The 18,117-nt window shown below is 66.1% G+C and carries 13 protein-coding genes; 4 read left to right on the forward strand and 9 right to left on the reverse strand.

Annotation, left to right across the window (positions count from 1 at the left end):
* The first annotated feature begins 21 nt into the window (after positions 1 to 21).
* From AC0L6G_RS06140 to AC0L6G_RS06155, 4 genes are all read left to right on the forward strand, one after another.
* A complete protein-coding gene (locus AC0L6G_RS06140; RefSeq protein ID WP_293825774.1) occupies positions 22 to 768 on the forward strand; it encodes a MauE/DoxX family redox-associated membrane protein in 747 nt (248 codons plus the stop codon).
* On the forward strand, positions 765 to 2,504 hold the full coding sequence (locus AC0L6G_RS06145; protein WP_473252993.1) for a copper resistance system multicopper oxidase: 1,740 nt from the start codon (positions 765 to 767) through the stop codon (positions 2,502 to 2,504). Before AC0L6G_RS06140 ends, AC0L6G_RS06145 begins: the two co-directional genes overlap by 4 nt.
* A complete protein-coding gene (locus tag AC0L6G_RS06150) occupies positions 2,501 to 3,433 on the forward strand; it encodes a copper resistance protein B (protein WP_473252994.1) in 933 nt (310 codons plus the stop codon). The genes AC0L6G_RS06145 and AC0L6G_RS06150 overlap by 4 nt, the downstream gene beginning before the upstream one ends.
* A 114-nt stretch (positions 3,434 to 3,547) precedes the next feature.
* Positions 3,548 to 6,262 (forward strand): M14 family metallopeptidase, encoded by a 2,715-nt coding sequence (locus AC0L6G_RS06155; protein WP_473252995.1) that lies wholly within the window; start codon positions 3,548 to 3,550, stop codon positions 6,260 to 6,262.
* 68 nt (positions 6,263 to 6,330) lie between these two features.
* Here AC0L6G_RS06155 and AC0L6G_RS06160 read toward each other — a convergent pair whose 3' ends face one another.
* The 9 genes from AC0L6G_RS06160 to AC0L6G_RS06200 form a co-directional block, all read right to left on the reverse strand.
* Entirely contained in the window at positions 6,331 to 7,239 is a 909-nt protein-coding gene (locus AC0L6G_RS06160; RefSeq protein WP_473252996.1) for a dienelactone hydrolase family protein, read from the reverse strand.
* Between the two features lie 34 nt (positions 7,240 to 7,273).
* Entirely contained in the window at positions 7,274 to 9,007 is a 1,734-nt protein-coding gene (ggt, locus tag AC0L6G_RS06165) for a gamma-glutamyltransferase (RefSeq protein ID WP_473252997.1), read from the reverse strand.
* Positions 9,004 to 10,296: a dicarboxylate/amino acid:cation symporter gene (locus tag AC0L6G_RS06170; RefSeq protein ID WP_293827937.1), complete on the reverse strand. Its 1,293-nt coding sequence runs from the start codon at positions 10,294 to 10,296 to the stop codon at positions 9,004 to 9,006. Before AC0L6G_RS06170 ends, ggt begins: the two co-directional genes overlap by 4 nt.
* A gap of 51 nt (positions 10,297 to 10,347) precedes the next feature.
* Positions 10,348 to 13,635, reverse strand: coding sequence for a TonB-dependent receptor (locus AC0L6G_RS06175; RefSeq protein WP_473252998.1), 3,288 nt, complete (start codon positions 13,633 to 13,635; stop codon positions 10,348 to 10,350).
* A gap of 118 nt (positions 13,636 to 13,753) precedes the next feature.
* Positions 13,754 to 14,422 carry a FecR family protein gene (locus tag AC0L6G_RS06180; RefSeq protein ID WP_293827933.1) on the reverse strand — a complete coding sequence of 223 codons (669 nt, stop codon included), beginning with the start codon at positions 14,420 to 14,422 and terminating at the stop codon, positions 13,754 to 13,756.
* Positions 14,423 to 14,687: 265 nt separating this feature from the next.
* The gene (locus tag AC0L6G_RS06185) at positions 14,688 to 15,278 is read right to left on the reverse strand and encodes an RNA polymerase sigma factor (RefSeq protein ID WP_293827931.1); all 591 of its coding nucleotides are present in this window, start codon (positions 15,276 to 15,278) and stop codon (positions 14,688 to 14,690) included.
* 180 nt (positions 15,279 to 15,458) lie between these two features.
* Positions 15,459 to 16,265: a MetQ/NlpA family ABC transporter substrate-binding protein gene (locus tag AC0L6G_RS06190; protein WP_293827929.1), complete on the reverse strand. Its 807-nt coding sequence runs from the start codon at positions 16,263 to 16,265 to the stop codon at positions 15,459 to 15,461.
* Positions 16,266 to 16,280: 15 nt separating this feature from the next.
* Positions 16,281 to 16,940: a methionine ABC transporter permease gene (locus AC0L6G_RS06195; RefSeq protein WP_293827927.1), complete on the reverse strand. Its 660-nt coding sequence runs from the start codon at positions 16,938 to 16,940 to the stop codon at positions 16,281 to 16,283.
* The gene (locus AC0L6G_RS06200) at positions 16,940 to 17,929 is read right to left on the reverse strand and encodes a methionine ABC transporter ATP-binding protein (protein ID WP_293827925.1); all 990 of its coding nucleotides are present in this window, start codon (positions 17,927 to 17,929) and stop codon (positions 16,940 to 16,942) included. Before AC0L6G_RS06200 ends, AC0L6G_RS06195 begins: the two co-directional genes overlap by 1 nt.
* Between the last annotated feature and the right edge of the window lie 188 nt (positions 17,930 to 18,117).

Consider the following 18,117-nt stretch of genomic DNA (forward strand, 5'->3'; position numbering starts at 1 on the left):
GTCAGCCTTTCCGGAAAGCCGATGCCCGCAGCCGAAAAGACCGCCACCTTGTATCGGATGGTCATGCCCGAGCATGTCTGCCCCTACGGCCGAAAATCCCTGTGGTTGCTGAAGCGCAAAGGCTACCGGGTCGATGACCGCCACCTGACCAACCGCGCCGAAACCGACGCCTTCAAGGCCGAACACGACGTCAGGACCACGCCCCAGACCTTCATCGACGGACAACGGATCGGCGGGCACGACGATCTGCGCCGCTTCTTCGGGCAGAAGGTCCCGGCGCCCGGCGCGACCAGCTATACGCCCGTCCTGGCCGTGTTCGCCGTGGCCCTGCTGATCGCAGCGGCAATCGCCTGGCTGAGGTTCGGGACCCTGGCCAGCCTGTCGATCCTGCCGAACTTCATCGCGACGGCCATGTGCCTGCTGGCGATGCTGAAGCTGCAGGACGTCGAGAAATTCTCGACCATGTTCCTGAACTACGACCTGCTGGCGCAGAAATGGCCGGTCTACGGCTATGTCTATCCCTTCGCCGAATTGGGCGCGGGCGTTCTGATGCTGGCCGGCGCCCTGACCTGGCTGTCGGCCCCGGTCGCCCTGTTCATCGGCGGCGTGGGAGCGGCCTCGGTGTTCAAGGCGGTCTATATCGACCGGCGCGAACTGAAATGCGCCTGCGTCGGCGGATCGTCGAACGTGCCGCTGGGCTTCGTCAGCCTGACCGAAAACCTGATGATGATAGCCATGGCCGTCGCCATGCTGGCGATGGCGATATGAGACAGGCTTCACTGGATCGCCGCAGCCTGCTGCGCGGCGTCGCCGCCGGCGGCGGGCTGATGGCGCTGCAATCCGCCCTGCCGGCCTGGGCGCAGACGGGATCGTCGGGCATCGGGGCCGATCTGCCGACCCTGACGGGTCCGAACATCGACCTGACGGTCGGGCATTCCACGTTCACCGTCGGCGGCCGCACCGGCCATGCGGTTACGGTGAACGGAACCCTGCCCGCCCCCCTGATCCGGCTGCGCGAGGGCCAGAAAGCGCGCCTGAGCGTGACCAACACCCTGGACGAGGACACCTCGATCCACTGGCACGGCCTGCTGCTGCCCTTCCAGATGGACGGGGTGCCCGGCATCAGCTTCCTCGGCATCAAGGCCGGCGAGACCTTCGTCTATGAATTCCCGGTCAGACAGGCGGGGACATACTGGTATCACAGCCATTCGAACCTGCAGGAGGCGATGGGCCATTACGGCCCGCTCGTCATAGACCCTGCGGGCGCCGATCCGGTCGCCTATGACCGCGAGCATGTGCTCGTGCTGTCGGACTGGAGTTTTCTGCATCCGCACCAAATTCTGGACAAGCTGAAGAAGAGGCCAGGTTATTTCAATCGCCAGCGCACCACTCTATCCGGCCTGATCGACGGCTCGGACCGGATGGGCCTGCGTGAACGACGGATGTGGGGGTCGATGCGGATGGACCCGCGCGACATCCTGGACGTCAACGGCTCGACCTACACCTATCTGGTCAACGGTCACGGGCCTCAGGAGAACTGGACCGGCCTGTTCCGGCCCGGCGAGCGGGTGCGCCTGCGCATCGTCAACGCCTCGGCCATGTCGATCTTCAACGTCCGCATCCCCGGCCTGGCCATGACCGTGGTGGGCGCCGACGGCCAGAACGTCCGCCCGGTCGAAACCGACGAGTTCCAGATTTCGGTCGCCGAAACCTATGACGTCGTCGTCCGTCCGACCGACGACCGCGCCTATACGATCGTGGCCGAGGCCATCGACCGATCCGGCATGGCGCGCGCGACCCTGGCGCCGCGCCTGGGCATGACGGCGGAGGTTCCGGCGCTGAGACCCGTTCCGAACCTGACCCCGCGCGACATGGGGATGGAGAGCACGGATCACGGCGCAATGGCGGACATGGACCACGGCTCAATGGATCATGGCGCCATGTCCATGCGCGATCCGTCCAAGGCGCCGCCGGGCATGGCCGTGGGGGTCGGCGTCGACATAATCTCGCCCGCGCCCGCCGACCGTCTGGGCGAACGGCCTCTGGGCCTTCAGGACGCGCCGCACCGGGTGCTGGTCTATACCGATCTGGTCTCCCTTAGCCCCAACAGGGACCCACGCCCGCCGTCGCGAAGCCTGGAGATCCACCTGACCGGCAATATGGAGCGGTTCATGTGGGGTTTCGACGGGCGCAAATTCTCCGAACTGGTCGAGCCGATCCGGTTCGAGCGGAACGAAAGGGTGCGCGTGACCCTGGTCAATGACACGATGATGTCCCACCCCATCCATCTGCACGGCCATTTCTTCGAACTGGTGACGGGCGGCCCGGCTGGCCATCAGCCGTTGAAACACACGGTCAATGTGGCGCCGGGGTCCAAGGTCGCGTTCGACCTGACCGCCGACGCGCCGGGCGATTGGGCCTTCCACTGTCATCTGCTGATGCACATGCACGCCGGCATGTTCAATGTGGTGACGGTGCGACCGCTGGACGGAGACCTCGCATGAGCGGTCTTCTCCTGACCCTGACGTCCCTGGCGCTCGCCGTCCAGGCCCTGCCGTCGCCCCAGACCGTCGATCCTCACGCAGGCCATGTCATGACGCCGGCGCCCGGCTCGTCGGCGCATGATCCGCACGCCGGTCACGACATGGGCGGCATGGCGACGCCCGCGCCGGAAGACCCGCCGTCCGCCGCCGCCCCGTCTGCCGCCGCCCTGACCGGCCCCGCCCATGCCGCCGATGCGATCTTCGGCGCCGAGGCCATGACCGCCTCGCGTCGTCTGCTGGTCGTCGAGAACGGCGACATCCGCACGACCGCCGTCGTCATCGAGCGTCTGGAGGCGGGATTCGGCGACGGCCCCGACGCCTATGTATGGGACGCCCAGGGCTGGACCGGCGGCGACATCCACCGCTTCTGGTGGAAGGCCGAGGGCGAAGGCGATCCGCACGGTCGGCTTCACGAGGCGGAACTCCAGGCCCTCTACAGCCGCGCCATCTCTCCCTTCTGGAACCTGCAGGCCGGCGTGCGTCAGGATATTCTTCCCGACGGGCCGGATACGACCCACGCCGTGCTGGGGTTTCAGGGTCTGGCCCCCTATTGGCTGGAAATCGACGCGGCCGCCTTCCTGTCCACCCAGGGCGATCTAACCGCCAGCGTCGAGACCGAACACGACCAGCGCATCACTCAACGGCTGATCCTGCAACCCCGCGTCGAGGTGGCGCTTTCGGCCCGCGACAATCCCGAACGGCGGATCGGCGCCGGCCTGTCGTCGATCCAGGCCGGGTTTCGCCTGCGCTACGAGATCAAGCGCGAGTTCGCCCCCTATCTCGGCGTCGAATGGACCCGCGCCTTCGGATCGACCGCAGACATGGTCCGGGCGCATGGCGGCGACCGCGATGGCGCCCAGGTCGTCGTCGGCCTCAAGGGCTGGTTCTGAGCCCGTGAGCCCGCTGATTGGTGCTGACTGCAAGTCGCGATAGAGGTTTCGATGGAGGATTCGGGAGGCGGGCTGCGTCCTTGATCCTGACGGCAGCGGCGAGGGGCCACGACCATGAAACTGCATTCCGCAGCGGCCTTGGCCGCTCTTGTCCTGGCCCTGTGCGCGCCTATGGCCCGCGCTCAGACGATCACGACGCCGGAGCAGGCGTTCGGTCATGCGGTCGGCGAAGACTATCGGTTGATCAACTACCGGCAGTTCGAACGCTATCTTCACACCCTGGCCGGCCAGTCGGACCGGATGAAACTGCTGGAGATCGGCCGCTCGACCGAGGGCCGCACCCAATATGTCGCAGTCGTCTCGTCCCCGGCCAACATCGCCCGTCTGGACCACTATCGCGACATCGCCCGCCGCCTGGCCAAGGCCGAAGGCGTGGACGAGGCCGCCGCCCGCGCATTGGCGGCCGAAGGCAAGGCGGTCGTGTGGATCGATGGCGGCCTGCACGCCACCGAGACCGTGCCGCCCCAGGCCCTGATCGCGGCCGTCTACGAATGGCTGACGGCCCAGGATTCCGAAGCGCTGAGGGTGCTGGACGACGTCATCATCCTGTTCGCGCCGCTGAACCCGGACGGCTGGGATCTAGTGTCGGACTGGTATATGCGGGAAGCCGATCCGACCAAGCGCGAGTTCGCCAGCCTGCCGCGCCTGTATCAGGCCTATGTCGGGCACGACAACAACCGCGACTACTATCTGTCGGCGATGACGGAGACGACCAACGTCAACCGGATGCTGTTCAGGGAGTGGTTCCCCCAGATCGTCTACAACCACCACCAGACCGCGCCGGCCGGAACGGTGGTGTTCATGCCGCCCTTCCGCGACCCCTTCAACTACAACTACGACCCCATGGCGATGACCACCCTGTCGGAAGTCGCCGCCGCCATGCACAACCGCCTGATCGAGGAAGGCAAGCCTGGCGCGACGATGCGCAGCGGCGCCTCCTATTCGACCTGGAACAACGGCATGGAACGGTCGGTCACCTATTTCCACAACGCCGTGGGCCTACTGACCGAAATCACCGGCCATCCGTCGCCCAGCCGCATCGCCCTGGTTCCCGACAAGCAATTGCCGCGCAACGATCTGCCCGCGCCCATCGCGCCGCAGACGTGGCGGTTCAGGCAGTCCATCGACTATTCGCTGTCGATCAACCGGGCGGTGCTGGACTATGCCTCGCGCAACCGCGACCGGCTGCTGTTCAACATCTGGCGAATGGGCGCCAACGCCATCGCCAGGGGCGAGACCGACACCTGGCGCATCACGCCCGCGCGCATCGACGCCCTGGAGGAGGCGGCGGCGGGCGAGCGGTCGGGCCGCGCGGTCGATCCGTCGCTCTATGACAAGGTGCTGCGCGATCCGGCCCAGCGCGACCCGCGCGCCTATGTGATCCCGGCGGACCAGGCCGACCTGCCCACCGCCGTCGCCTTCCTGAACAGCCTGATCAAGACCGGGGTGGACGTGGACCGGGCGACCCGCGCCTTCACCATCGCGGGCAAGACCTATCCGGCCGGGTCCTATGTGGTGCGGACCAACCAGGCCTATCGCCCCCATGTGCTCGACATGTTCGAGCCGCAGGATCACCCGCACGATCTGCAGTATCCGGGCGGCCCGCCCGCCCTGCCCTATGACGCCACCGGCTATACGCTGGCGCTGCAGATGGGGGTGAAGTTCGACCGCATTCTGGACGCCTATGATGCGCCCTTGGAGCGCGTGCCGGACCTGATCGCAACGCCGCCCGGGCGTTTGAGCGGCCGGGGCCAGGCCGGATTCGTCGTGGACCATGCCCCCGTCAACGGCTTCATCCTGACCAACCGCCTGCTGAAGGCTGGACAGCCGGTCTTCTGGCTACGCCAGCCGACGCGCGCGGACGGCCGAATGCTGGACCCCGGCGCCCTGTGGATTCCGGCCAGCGACGCCTCTAGCGCCCTGGTGCGTCAAGCGGTGGATGACCTGGGCCTGAACGCCGAGGCGGTCGACGCCAAACCCGGCGGCGAAGCGATCGCGTTGAAGCCGATCCGCGTGGGCCTGGTCGACCGTTATGGCGGCTCGATGTCGGCCGGCTGGACCCGCTGGCTTCTGGAGCAGTTCGAGTTTCCGTTCGAAGTGGTCTATCCCCAGCGCCTCGACGCCGGCGATCTGAAGCGGGATTTCGATGTCCTGGTCTTCGCACCCGATCTGCTGCCTCGCGACTTTCCGAATGGAACCGGGCGTCGCCAGCCCGCGCCGGAGACCATACCGGAAGCCTATCGCGCCTGGCTGGGCGACATCACCGCCGAGCGCACCCTGCCCCAGATCGCCGCCTTCGCCCAGGCGGGCGGCACGGTGGTCACGGCTGGGTCGGCCCACCGCCTGGCCATGGCCTTGGGCGCGCCCATCGACGACGTGTTGTCGACCATGGTCGACGGCCGCGCTCGTCCCCTGCCCTCGACCGAACTGTTCATTCCGGGCGCCCTTCTGTCGATCGACGTGGACAAGAGCCATCCCCTAGCCTTCGGCGCGCCCGAGCGGCTGAACGTCTTCTTCGACGAGAACGCGGCCTTCACCGTGCGCGATCAGGCCCGGATCGCCGGCCGCTATCCCAGTCCGACGGTCGTCTCCAGCGGCTGGGCCATCGGCCCTGAAAAGCTGGCGGGCGCCGCCGCCCTTGTGGACGCCCCCCTGGGACAGGGCCGTGTGATCGTACTGGGACCGGACGTGATCAACCGCGCCCAGGCGCGAGCCTCGGTTCGCTTCCTGTTCAACGCCCTGCTCTACGGCCCCGCCACGGCGCCGTAACCGGCAGGCAGCCAAACGAAAGGGGGCGAAGACTGAGGTCTTCGCCCCTCTTCATGCGGGTTCTGCGCTCAGCGCGGCGTCAACTGCGCTTCGAAGAAGGCGGCCAACCTCTGGCGCACATCCTGCGTCGCCGCAGCATTCGCCGCGACCGACTGACGGCTGCGGCTGGGATCGTCGAAGCCGTGGACGGCGCCTTCGTAAACGGTCAGTTCGACCGGCGCGCCCGCCGCCCGCGCGCGCTCCACCAGCCGCCGGCAGCTGTCGGGCGAGACCTCCTGATCCGCCGTACCGATGAAGACCTGCACCGGCGCGTAGGTCTTGTAGCCTTGGCGGAAGCGGTTCTGCAGACCGCATCCGGGATAGAAGGCCACGCCCGCCCGAAAGCCCAGACGACGCATATCGCCCGGCTTGTCGTCCGCCAGGGCGGCCAGGACCGTGCTGGCCCCGTTGGAGAAGCCCATCAGGCCGATGCGGTCGTCGGCGACGCCGTCCAGCCCACGCAGAAAACGCATCGCTCCATAGGCGTCCAGCGGGCGAACCGTCACTTCGTTCACCTCGGGCGGCCGGGAGTCATAGGTTCCGGCGGCGAAGCCGGTCGGATAGCCGCGCGGCCCGAAACTGTCGACGACCAAGGCGTAGTAGCCGCGCTCGGTCCAATAATCGGCCCAAAACTTCAGACGGCGCGTCAGGGTCGAGGCCTCGTAGACCCCGTTCGCCAAAGACGAGTAGACCCCACCCCGCCCATGCATCAGGACCACGGCGGGCGCGCCGCCCTGCTGGGTCGAAACAGCGGGCTTGAACAGATAGCCGACCAGTTCGGTGCGTGGCGCGTCCATGCTGCGAAAGGTCACGCGCTCGGCCTCGACATGAGCGCTTGCGGGCATTGATGGGCCGGGCGCGTCCTGTCGCGCCCAGGTCGGGCCTGCACCGCACAGAAGTGCGGCCACGGCGGCCGCCGCCAGAATGGTTCGCTTCATCTCAGCTTGCTCCGTTGTGTTCAGGATTTCGCCGTCAAGGAATGACCGCCGCCGAATCCGGGCGACGCGGATCGGCGGCGCCCAGCAAGGCGCCGTCTTCGATCAGGATGGACTGGGTGCTGCCGATGGTCTGCCCGACCTCCACCCGATGTCCCAAGGCTTCCAATAGCCGGATCGTGTCGCGATTCAGGCCGCTTTCGACCTGAAGCCGACCCGTCGCCCCATCCTGATGCACGCGCGGCGTCGCCGTCGCCTCGGCCACGTTCATATCGTGATCGACGACATCGACGATCAGCTGGAACAGACTATTGGGTATGGTCGATCCGCCGGGCGTCCCTGTGACCAGCCAGGGCCGACCGTCCTTGAAGACGATGGTCGGCGCCATGGTCGAGATCATCCGCTTGCCCGGCTCCATGCCGTTGGCCGTGATCGGCCGTCCATCCGAACCCATGCGCCGGTTGAAGTTCTTCATCTGGTCGTTCAGCAGAAAGCCCGCCCCGTCGATCACCGCGCCCGAGCCGAAGGACGATCCCAGCGTATAGGTGTTGGACACGACGTTCCCGTCCGCATCGACGACGGAGAAGTGGGTGGTGTCGACGCCCTCCACCTCCCACGGATCGCCGGGGACCAGGCTGGGGGCGGCCAGAACCCCGTCGGTCGAGATCAGCGCCGAGCGTCGATCGGCATAGGGCTGCGAGATCAGTCGTTCGGTCGGCAGACGACTGAACGCCGGATCGCCGATGTAGCGGGTGCGGTCCAGCTGAGCCAACTTCATCGCCTCGGACATGACGTGCAGGCTGGCGGCCGTATCGGCGCCCATGGCCTTCAGATCGAAACGTTCGACGATGTTCAGAAGCTCCAGCAGCATGACGCCGCCGGCGCTGGACGGCGGCATGGTGACTACCCGATGGCCGCGGTAGTCGGTTTCGATCGGCGTTCGTTCCGCCGGCCGATATCGGGCCAGATCCTCATGAGTGATCAAGCCGCCGTGAGCCTGCATGGAGGCCACGATGCGATCCGCCACCGCGCCTCGATAGAAGGCGTCGGGCCCATCGCGCTCGATTTCGCCCAAGGTCCAGGCCAGATCGGGCTGGATCCACAGGTCTCCAGCTTGCCGACTCGTGCCGTCCGGGCGTAGAAACACCGCCCGCCCCGCCGGCCACCGGCTCAACCCCCCCTTCGACCAGGACATGGCGTAGGCGGCGTCGTGGCTAAGGCGAACGCCGTCCGCCGCCAGACGGCGCGCGGGCTCGACTACCTCGGCCCACGGCAAACGGCCCCAGCGGCTATGGGCGTGGGCGAGGCCCGCGACCGTCCCAGGAACCCCTGGCGCTCGATAGCCGTAACGGGCGTCACGTGGATTGGCGTCGTAGTCTGCCGGTCGCGCCGCCAGCGGCGCGGCTGAGCGGTAATCCAACGCATAGGTGCGGTTCTCGGCGGCGACATGGACCAGCATGAAGCCGTCCCCGCCCAGATTGCCCGCGCGCGGCAAGGTCACGGCCAGAGCGAAACCGGTCGCCACGGCGGCGTCCACCGCATTGCCGCCCCGCGCCAGGATTTCGGCGCCTACACGACTGGCGATGTCGTTCTGGCTGACCACCATACCAGTGGTGGAGATCAGCGGATGGTGGACGGAGTCATAGTTCAGCAGCGCCTGGGGTTGGTCTGGCCCTTCGACCTGCTGCGGACGGGTCAGCGCTTGCACCTGAGGCGCCGAGAAAAGGGCGATGGCGACTAGGATCGCCAGGGGAGTTTTGCGCATCGTCATTCGATCGGCCTCGCCTTGTAGGTGTCCAGGTCCAGATCGCCCTCCATCCGCGCGACGGCGACCGCTACAGACAGGTCGCTGGTGCAGTTCGGAACGGTGCGGATCATGTCCAGCGGCCGGTCGAAGGGCAGGATGAAGCCGACGATCAGTGCGGTCTGCTCCGGCCCCAAGCCGATAACCGAGAGCACCGCCGCCAAAAGGAAAAGGGACGCCGAAGGCACAGGGGCGGTGCCCAAGGCCACAAGGGCCGTGACCCCCATGATGGCCAAATAGTCAGCGAAACCCAGCGTCACGCCGAACACCTGAGCCGAAAAAGTCGCCAGGAGCCCGACGTACATGGCCGTGCCGTCCATGCTCAGCGTCACGCCCAGCGGGAGAACGGTCGAGGCGACGGCCGATCCCACGCCGAGATTGCGCTGCGCGACCCTAAGAGCCACCGGCAAGGTTGCTGCGCTGGAGGAGGTGGAAAAGGCTACGACAATGGCGTCGGCGATGTCGCGAAAGAACGGCAAGACCGGAACACGCGCCAACAGGCGCAGCATTCCGCCATGAATAACGAGGGTTTGAAAGGCCGCGCCCAGAAGCACACAAAACGCCAAGCGAAAGATGCTGACGAAGGCGGCGGGGCCGCTGGTCCCCATCACCCAGGCGATCAGCGCGAAAACGCCCAACGGCGCCAACTCCATGACGAAACGCACGATGAGCAATAAGACGGCCGACGACGAATCCAGGAGGGTGCGCAGCGGGCGCCCTTCTTCACCAGCCGCCAAGAGGGCGCCGCCGATCAGAAGTGCGAAGAAGATCACCGCCAGAATGTCGCCCCCTGCGAGGGCGGCGACGGGATTGATCGGCACGATATTCATCAGGGTGTCGGCGATTGGCTGCGCCTTGCCCACCGGCGTCGGCACGACGCCGGCCAGGTCGATGCCGGCGCCAGGCTGGATCAGCGCGCCTATGGCCAAGCCTAGAGCCGCGCCGATCAGCATCAGGCCGAAATAAAGGACGATCGTCCTGAGCCCGACCGACCCAAGCCGCGCCGGATCGGACATCGCCGCCACGCCGGCCGCGACGGTCACAAAGACCAGCGGCGTCACCAGCATGCGGATCAGCCGCACGAACAGGTCGCCGATCCATTTCAACTCGGCCGCCCGCTCGCCCAAAATCAGGCCAGCGACCGCGCCGAGCGCCAGCCCCAACAGGATGCGTCGCCACAAGGGCGCGCCTAACCACATACGCGCGAGCGTCCGCACCGGCCGGATCGACCCGGCCGAGGATGCAATGGAAAACATGGTCTGCTCCAAGACGGCCGGGCGGCGATCAGACCCCGCCCGGCCCTTCGATCAGAAGGACTTGCGGATGCTGGCGTACCACCAGCGACCACGGTTGGAGTGCACGCTGCCCGAGTAGCCGAAGCGGTCATCGGTCAGCGGCGGATCCTCGTCGAAGATGTTGCGGGCGCCGACGCGGATGCGCATCCCGCCCAGAGGACCGCTGCGGGGCAGCTGATACTGGACGTATAGATTGTGGGTCAGCCAATCGTCCACGATCCAGTACTGGTCTGAATCCACGAAGGTTGCGCTGGTGTCGTAGAATTCCGAGACATAGCTGGAATACCACCCAGCGGTCCAAGGCCCCAGATCCCACGTCAGCGAGGCCGTCACCTTCCATTCCGGTCGGCCGTTGCGACGGATCAAATCCTCGACGCCGCCCACGTTCACGCCCGAGATCACGCCGTCAGCCAAGGCGTCCAACAGGACCTGGTGCTGTTCGCTGGCCTCCTGGAAGAGCTTCAGCTTCTGACTGGCGTTAATGCTCAGACGCCAGTCGCCCAGCGGTGTGTCGCGCAGGCTGTAGTACAGCCTGAAGTCCAGACCTTCTGATTCGCGCGGCTGCAGGTTCAGATAATCGTCCTTGATCGACAACAAGGTGCCGACGGGCGCCAGCCCCGCAGCCGTTCCGTCGGCGATCTGCTGGGCGTCGGGCGCGGCGCGGATCACGTTGGGGTTGGTGCTGCCGATCTGACGCAAATAGTAGTCCATGATCAGCTGGTTGGTGCCGCCGAAGATGCCGACCAGATTCTCCTGGCGGATTTTCCAGTAGTCGACGGTGAAGGTCAGGTCGCCGTACTTGTCCGACCACAGCTCCGGCTCCAGAACGATGCCGAAGCTCAGGTTTTCGGAATCCTCGGCCTTCAGATCCTTGTTGCCGGAACGGCTCTCGATCCGGTCTTCGCTGGTGCAGTAGTCGTTGCTGGTGGTCAGGTTCGGAATGGCCCCGATAGCCAGTTGCACCGCGCAGGCCGCATAGTCGCGGCGAGCGTTGGAGCGTTCGAAATCGGGCTGGTGCAGTTGCAGCAGGTTCGGCGCACGGAAGCCCTGCGACCAGGCGCCCCGGAACATCAGCCAGCCGTTCGGACGATAGGCCATGGCCACCTTGGGCGCGCCCACGGTGCCAAACAGCGAATAGTTCTCGATCCGCCCCGCCAGTTGCACGTCGATCGACTGAACGAAGGGCAAGTTCATTTCCGGCGAGACGACCGGCACCGCCAATTCGAGGAAGGCCGAATAGACGTTCCGTGCGCCATGACTGTCCGGCGTATAGGACACGCCCATGACATCGCTCTGGGACACCTGCCCGGCCAGATCGGTGAAGGTCAGGGTGCCGTCCAGCCGCGGATCGCGATCTTCGGAGAAGGTCTCGCGGCGCGCCTCGAGTCCGGCGGCCACGCCGATGTGACCGGCCGGCACGGCGTAGAAGTCGCCCTTCGAGACCTTGAAATCCCAAAGCATCAGCTCGGTCTCGGCTTCGCGATAAACCTTGACCAACATAGAGTCGATCGTCGCCTGGTCGTTAAGTCCGAACGCGCCGTCCTTTGGGCTGTTCAAGTCGCCGCCGACGAAGGGATTGTAGGCGTTTCGCGTGGTCAGGTTGATCGCGGCCTGCAGGCCGGTCATGCTGATTCCGTCCATCTTATCGGTGGTTTTCGCCTTGCTGTACAGGAGGGCGCTCTCCCAGTCGAAACCACGCCAATGACCTCGCAAGCCGCCAAGATACCGGGTGGTGACGTTATCCACGTCGATGGTGCGATAGCCCAAGTCCGAGAACCGGAAGTCCTGAATCTGCACGGCCGCGCCCGTGCTGGGAAAGGCCGCGGTACCCGTGCCGGTGGTCAATCCGGGCAAACGCGCCGTCACCCCGACCGCGCCGAGCGGGTTCCAATAGGCCGTCGGCGACATAAGCACGCGCTGGGTGTCGAGCGGCGTGTCCTGCTGCCGCTGCGACCAGGTCTTGCCCCAGTAGTAACCAAGCTCGCCGAAGAATTCGACGCCGTTGTCGAACTCATGATTGACGAACGTGAACAGGTTCGCCCGATCCACCGCCGATGAGATCGTACGCATCGTGTCGAGATCGTAGCGAAGATTGTTGTCGTCGGTCGTCGTAGCCAGCGTCGAGTTGTCGAAACAAGTGCCGGCTATGAAACCGTTAGCCAGACACCCCGGATTGGTGCTGGGTTGAACGTGGAAAGTGCCGCTGGCGGCGGTCAGGGTTTGGCCGTTCATGCGCGTGGTGGCCCCGGCGGGCTGGTACGTTGTGGGGTTCAGGCGAATGCCTTCGGCCCAGGCGGTGATGGTGCTGTAAGTCCCGTAGTCGAGCCCTGCGGCCCGACCATTGAAGCGGGCCAAGCGACCGGCGACCGTCGCGTAGTCTCGTTCCCAGATATAAAGCGGGTCGCGGGTAAGATAGCCGCCCATGACCGAGACGTTGGTCTTGCCGTTGTTGAAATCCTTCCCGGCCTGGAAGTCGAAGGAATACTCTTCCATCCCGCCTTCGTCCTGGCCCATGGCGGCCTGGGCGGTGAAGCCTTCGAAGTTGTCGCGCAGCACATTGTTGACGACGCCCGCCACGGCGTCGGTGCCGTAGAGCGCCGCCGCGCCGTCGGCCAACACCTCGACCCGGCGCAGACCGAATGTGGGAATGGCGTTGGTGTTCACCGTCTGGACCGGCACGAAGCTCTCGACCTGGGTGCCGGGGTGCGGCACCAGCCGTCGACCGTTCAGCAGGACCAGGGTGTTGCCCGTGCCGATGGAGCGCAGATCGATCGACGCCACGTCGCCGCGCGCATTGTTGATGCCGCCGTTGTCGGTGTCGGCATCGTTGAAGCCGACATCGCCGATCTGGGCGATGGCGCGATACAAGTCATCGCCATCCGCCGCCCCGATGGCGTCCAGATCGGCTTGATCGACTATCGTGACGGGCAGCGCCTCGTTAAGCCGCGCCCCGGCGATCCGGCTGCCGACCACCACGACCTCCTGGACCTCGGCGGCGCTCGTATCACCCTCGGCCCGTCGCTGCAGGACGATCGTCAGCCCCTCGTGCGAGGCGACATAGAGATCTGTGTCGGCCACGAGGGCGTTCAGCGCATCCTCGACATCCATGAAACCCGAGACGGCCGGACCTGAGCGGCCCGCCAGATGGGCGGTTGGGGCCGAGATGGTCACACCGGCTTGGCGCGCCAGTTCAGGAATGGCCTGGGCCAGCGGTTGAGCCGGCACGTCGAATTGCCTGACCTGGGCCTGGACGCCATGCGCCGCCAAAACAAGCACCGCCCCCGCCGCGCCGGCCGCCAAACGTCTTTTCCACGACACCATGAGATCCCCCGATCCGTCTGCCTATGTTCCCCCGGACACGCCGGACTGATGCAAAGACGGACGCGGACGCAGGAATCCTCCACGTGGCTGCCGATTTTCAGGCCTTGCTTAGCAGAATTCTCTCAGGGCCGATCTCCGCTCGCAAATTCAGACTATGAGCGACGGCTCTGGCGAAGGCGGCTGAATCGTTGGCCTCGAATAAACCCGTGATGCGCATCTGAGCGATCTGCTCGCCGTCGAACTGGATCGGCGCGCCTCGAAAACGAGAAAACTCGGCGGCGGCGGCGGCCAGGGTGTCGTCATGAAAGGCTACCTTGCCTTCGCGCCAAGCCAGAAGACCTTGCGCCCGGCGATCATCGACCCGGCCTGGCTGAAGCGCGTGCTGAACGGCGAAGCCGCCGACGGCCAGAGTTCGGTTCTCGGCCAATTCCAGCTTCTGATGGCGCCCCGACACGATGTTCAAGGCTCCTTTAAGCGTCGTGATCTGCAACGGCGACTGATCCAGCCTTTTCAGAAGAAAAAGGCCCGTTTGCGTGGTCATTGTCGCGCCAGCCGCCCGGATCACGAAGGGCCGGTCGGCGCCCGCCACTTCGAACAACACCTCGCCGAACATCATCACGACCTCGCGCACATCACGAGAAAACCTGACGCTGACACGCGACAGCGTGTTCAGGCTGACGATGCTGCCGTCATCCAAAACCACGGAACGGATTTCGCCCCGCATGGTCTCCAAACGCTGGGACCGCCGCCAATAGGCGGCGGCCAAGCCGGCTCCGCCCAGCGAAACGACCGCGACGCTGGCCGCCAGCAAGGCGCGCCGCGAGGCGACAGGGGGTTGCGCCGAAGCGCAAGGCGCTTCGCCCAGAGCGACCGCCCTTCGGCTGTGCACGGCCACCGCGCGGGCTCGGGCGAATGCGCCCAGACGACGGGTGTCGCCCCCTATCCAGGCGTCCAATTCCTTCCGCTCGGTCTCGGTCAGCGGCGCGCGATCCAGCCGCGCCGCCCATGAGGCGGCCCGCTGGTCGATCACCTCAGCCGTTTCCGTCTCCGACATGAATCCTTCGCCTGTCACGTGCATCGCGCATCCTTGACGCACCGGGGGCATCATATCCTCCATCGGCGTAGGCGGCCATCAACAGAACGAAGGCCTTGGCGATGTGTTTTTCCACCGTGCTTTCCGGCGTGCCGGTTTTGCGCGAGATTTCCTTCTGGGAAAGGCCGGAAACCCGACTGAGCAGGAAAATTCTGCGCGTCTTTTCAGGCAGTTTGGCGATCATTCGCGCCAGCAATTGCAGCTCGTTTCGTCCGACGACCTCGTCCTCGGGCGTGACGGCGTCAAGCGGTATCTGCAACCTGTCGATGTCTGCGACCACGTCGATGGCCACCACGCTCTGACGCCGCAGCCGGTCGACGGCCGCGGAACGGGCGGTGCGGAAAAAGTAGGCGCGAACGTTCGCAATGCCGCTGACTTCCGGCAAGGTCACTAGTCGGGCATAGGCGTCCTGAATGATGTCGTCGACATCCGCTCCAGCCGCGCCCCGCCGCAACCATGCCCGCACCGCAGGCTCATGCGGCATCACCTTGCTCGCCAGCCACAGCGCCCTTTCGTCGGATACCCCCATGGCCGAAGGTTGGCACGGGGCTTTCGAAGACGACAATGTCGAAAACGCCGATACTCCAGCGCGAAAGGTTCGACATGAGGTTTTCGCACAGTGTGTCACCCAACTGACACATGCCACGATGGCCTAGCTGGCAGTGACCGGCAAGATGGCGCAGGGCGTTCGCCAGTTCTGGCCGGACCTTCATCGGGCCGGGACGACGGCGCCTGCGTAGGTGCGGTTGATGTAGTCCTTGATCGTCTGGCTGGTGAGGGCGGCGGCCAGAGCCCTGATGCGCGGATCGTCGCGGTTGTCGGCGCGGGCGACGAGATAGTTCACATAGGGGCTGTCGCCGCCCTCCAGCGTCAGGGCGTCGTTGCGGGGGCTGAGGCCGGCGTCCAGCGCGTAGTTGGTGTTGATCACCGCCAGATCGACCTGGTCCAGAACGCGCGGCAGGGTGGCCGCCTCCAGTTCGCGGAAACGGAACCCCTTGGGATTGCCCGCGATGTCCGCCACCGTCTGCAACGGATCGGCGCCCTTCTTCAGGGCAATCAGGCGCGCCGCCTGCAACAGCAACAATGAGCGGCCGGTGTTGGATGCATCGTTCGGCAGGGCGATCTCGGCGCCGTGCGGAAGGGCCGCCAGGGTCCCGTGCTTGCGGGAATAGGCGCCGAGCGGCTCGACATGGACGCCGGCGACCGTGACCAGGTTCGCGCCGCGACCGGCGTTGAACTCGTCCAGATAGGGCTTGGTCTGGAAATAGTTGGCGTCCAGCCGCTTCTCGGCCAGTTGAGTGTTGGGCTGGACGTAGTCGTTGAAGACGACGATCTGCAAGTCGATCCCTTCCTTGGCCAGGATCGGCTTCACCTGTTCCAGGATCTCGGCGTGCGGCACGGCGGTCGCGCCGACTTTCAGCGGCCCCTTGCCGTCCGCCGCCTGGCGCCCGCAGGCGGCCAAGGCGGGAACCAGGGCCAGAGCCAGGGCGGACAGGAAAACGGAGCGGCGCAGCATGGGAAAACCTTCGACCTAGCGGTGCGATAACCTAGCCACCCAACGGTCGCCGAGCACTTGCAGAATTTGTACGATGACGAGCAGCAGAACTACCGTCACCACCATGACGTCGGTCTGGAACCGCTGATAGCCGAAGCGGATGGCCAGGTCGCCCAGACCGCCCGCCCCCACGACCCCGGCCATGGCCGTGTAGCCGACCAAGGCGATGGCGGTGACGGTGGCGCCGGCGATCAGGCCCGGCAGCGCCTCGGGCAGCAGCACCCGGCGCACGATCTGCCACGTCGTGCCGCCCATGGCCTGGGTCGCCTCGATCATGCCGCGCTCCACCTCCCTGAGGGCCGTCTCGACCAGGCGCGCATAGAAGGGCGCGGCGCCGACCACGAGGGGCGGAATGGCCCCGGCTACGCCCAACGACGTGCCGACCAGCAGCACCGTCACGGGGAGCATGACGATCAGCAGTATGATGAAGGGCACCGAGCGGAGCACATTGACCACAAAGGACAAAATGGCGTTGAGGATGCGGTTCTCCAATATTCGCCCGCGCCCGGTGGCGTAGAGGGCCACACCCAGCGGCAGGCCCAGGACGATCGTGATCGCCAGAGACGCGACCAGCATCAGCATTGTGTCGCCGGCGGCCTCGGCGACGATGGTCCAGTCGATATTGGAACCGAACATCAGCCCATCACCTCCACCTCGACGCCCTCGGCCCTGAGCCGTTCGATCGCCGCCTGCGGATCGCCGCCCAGCAACGAAATCTCCAGCTGACCATAGGGCTGATCACGGAACCGGCCGATGCGGCCGGCCAGGATGGCGTGATCGACGCCGGTTTCGCGCGAAACGCGGCTTAGCACCGGCTGGAAGGTCTGCTGGCCACGGAAGACAAGACGCGCGACCATGCCGCCGACAGGGCGCGGCGTCGCCGTGCGGGCTTCGCCCTCGGCCAGCAGGCTGCGCGTCGCCGGGGCGCCAGGATTAAGGAAGACATCGGCGGTAGCGCCCGTCTCGACGATCCGCCCCCCCTCCATCACCGCCACCTTGTCGCAGACACGGCGCACCACCTCCATTTCGTGGGTGATCAGCACCAGGGTCAGACCCAGGTCGCGGTTCAGCCGGTCCAGCAGGGACAGGATGTCCTCGGTCGTCTCGGGATCGAGCGCGCTGGTCGCCTCGTCGCACAGCAGGATCGACGGTTCGCAGGCCAGGGCGCGGGCGATGCCGACGCGCTGCTTCTGGCCGCCGGACAGTTGGGCGGGGTATTTACGGGCGTGCTCCGCCAGACCCAGCCGCTCCATCAACTCATCGACCCGTCTGGCGATCAGGTCGCGGGGGCGGCCTTCCAGCACCAGAGGCAGGGCGACGTTGTCGCGAATGGTGCGGCTGTGCAGCAGGTTGAAATGCTGGAAGATCATGCCGATGCGACGGCGTGCGGCGCGCAGTGCCGCCGGTTTCAACCCCATCAGGTCCTGGTCGCCCACCCAGACACGGCCGGCGTCGGGCCGTTCCAGCAGATTGATGGTCCGCACCAGGGTCGACTTGCCGGCGCCGGAGCGGCCCACCACCCCGAACACCTCGCCTGCCGTGACGGACAGATCGACCGCATCCAGGGCCGTGCGCTCCCCGGCGGCGGTGCGAAACCGGCGGGTCACGCCTTCCAGTCGGATCATTGAGTTTACTGACATCGGGCCGGTCTAGTGCGACGCAGCGGCCGGGGTGGCAAGGAGAATGTCGGGCGACCTCACATTCTCAGCGCGACCCGATCCCGCCGATCCTGCGGCTTCGCCAGGGCGAACCCGCCTGGGTGAAGCGCCACGGCGTTTCCGCAGCTCTTCGTATCCCGATCCGGGCGCCGTAA

The sequence above is a fragment of the Brevundimonas sp. D3-1P genome, assembly GCF_055809335.1.

Excerpts from the sequence above, each read along its gene's own strand:
- AC0L6G_RS06190 (WP_293827929.1), bottom strand. The coding sequence starts at position 16,265 with ATGCTGCGCCGCTCCGTTTTCCTGTCCGCCCTGGCTCTGGCCCTGGTT.
- AC0L6G_RS06185 (WP_293827931.1), bottom strand. The coding sequence starts at position 15,278 with ATGGGGGTATCCGACGAAAGGGCGCTGTGGCTGGCGAGCAAGGTGATG.
- AC0L6G_RS06200 (WP_293827925.1), bottom strand. The coding sequence starts at position 17,929 with ATGATCCGACTGGAAGGCGTGACCCGCCGGTTTCGCACCGCCGCCGGG.
- AC0L6G_RS06195 (WP_293827927.1), bottom strand. The coding sequence starts at position 16,940 with ATGTTCGGTTCCAATATCGACTGGACCATCGTCGCCGAGGCCGCCGGC.
- AC0L6G_RS06150 (WP_473252994.1), top strand. The coding sequence starts at position 2,501 with ATGAGCGGTCTTCTCCTGACCCTGACGTCCCTGGCGCTCGCCGTCCAG.
- AC0L6G_RS06160 (WP_473252996.1), bottom strand. The coding sequence starts at position 7,239 with ATGAAGCGAACCATTCTGGCGGCGGCCGCCGTGGCCGCACTTCTGTGC.
- AC0L6G_RS06145 (WP_473252993.1), top strand. The coding sequence starts at position 765 with ATGAGACAGGCTTCACTGGATCGCCGCAGCCTGCTGCGCGGCGTCGCC.
- ggt (WP_473252997.1), bottom strand. The coding sequence starts at position 9,007 with ATGACGATGCGCAAAACTCCCCTGGCGATCCTAGTCGCCATCGCCCTT.
- AC0L6G_RS06170 (WP_293827937.1), bottom strand. The coding sequence starts at position 10,296 with ATGTTTTCCATTGCATCCTCGGCCGGGTCGATCCGGCCGGTGCGGACG.
- AC0L6G_RS06155 (WP_473252995.1), top strand. The coding sequence starts at position 3,548 with ATGAAACTGCATTCCGCAGCGGCCTTGGCCGCTCTTGTCCTGGCCCTG.
- AC0L6G_RS06140 (WP_293825774.1), top strand. The coding sequence starts at position 22 with ATGCCCGCAGCCGAAAAGACCGCCACCTTGTATCGGATGGTCATGCCC.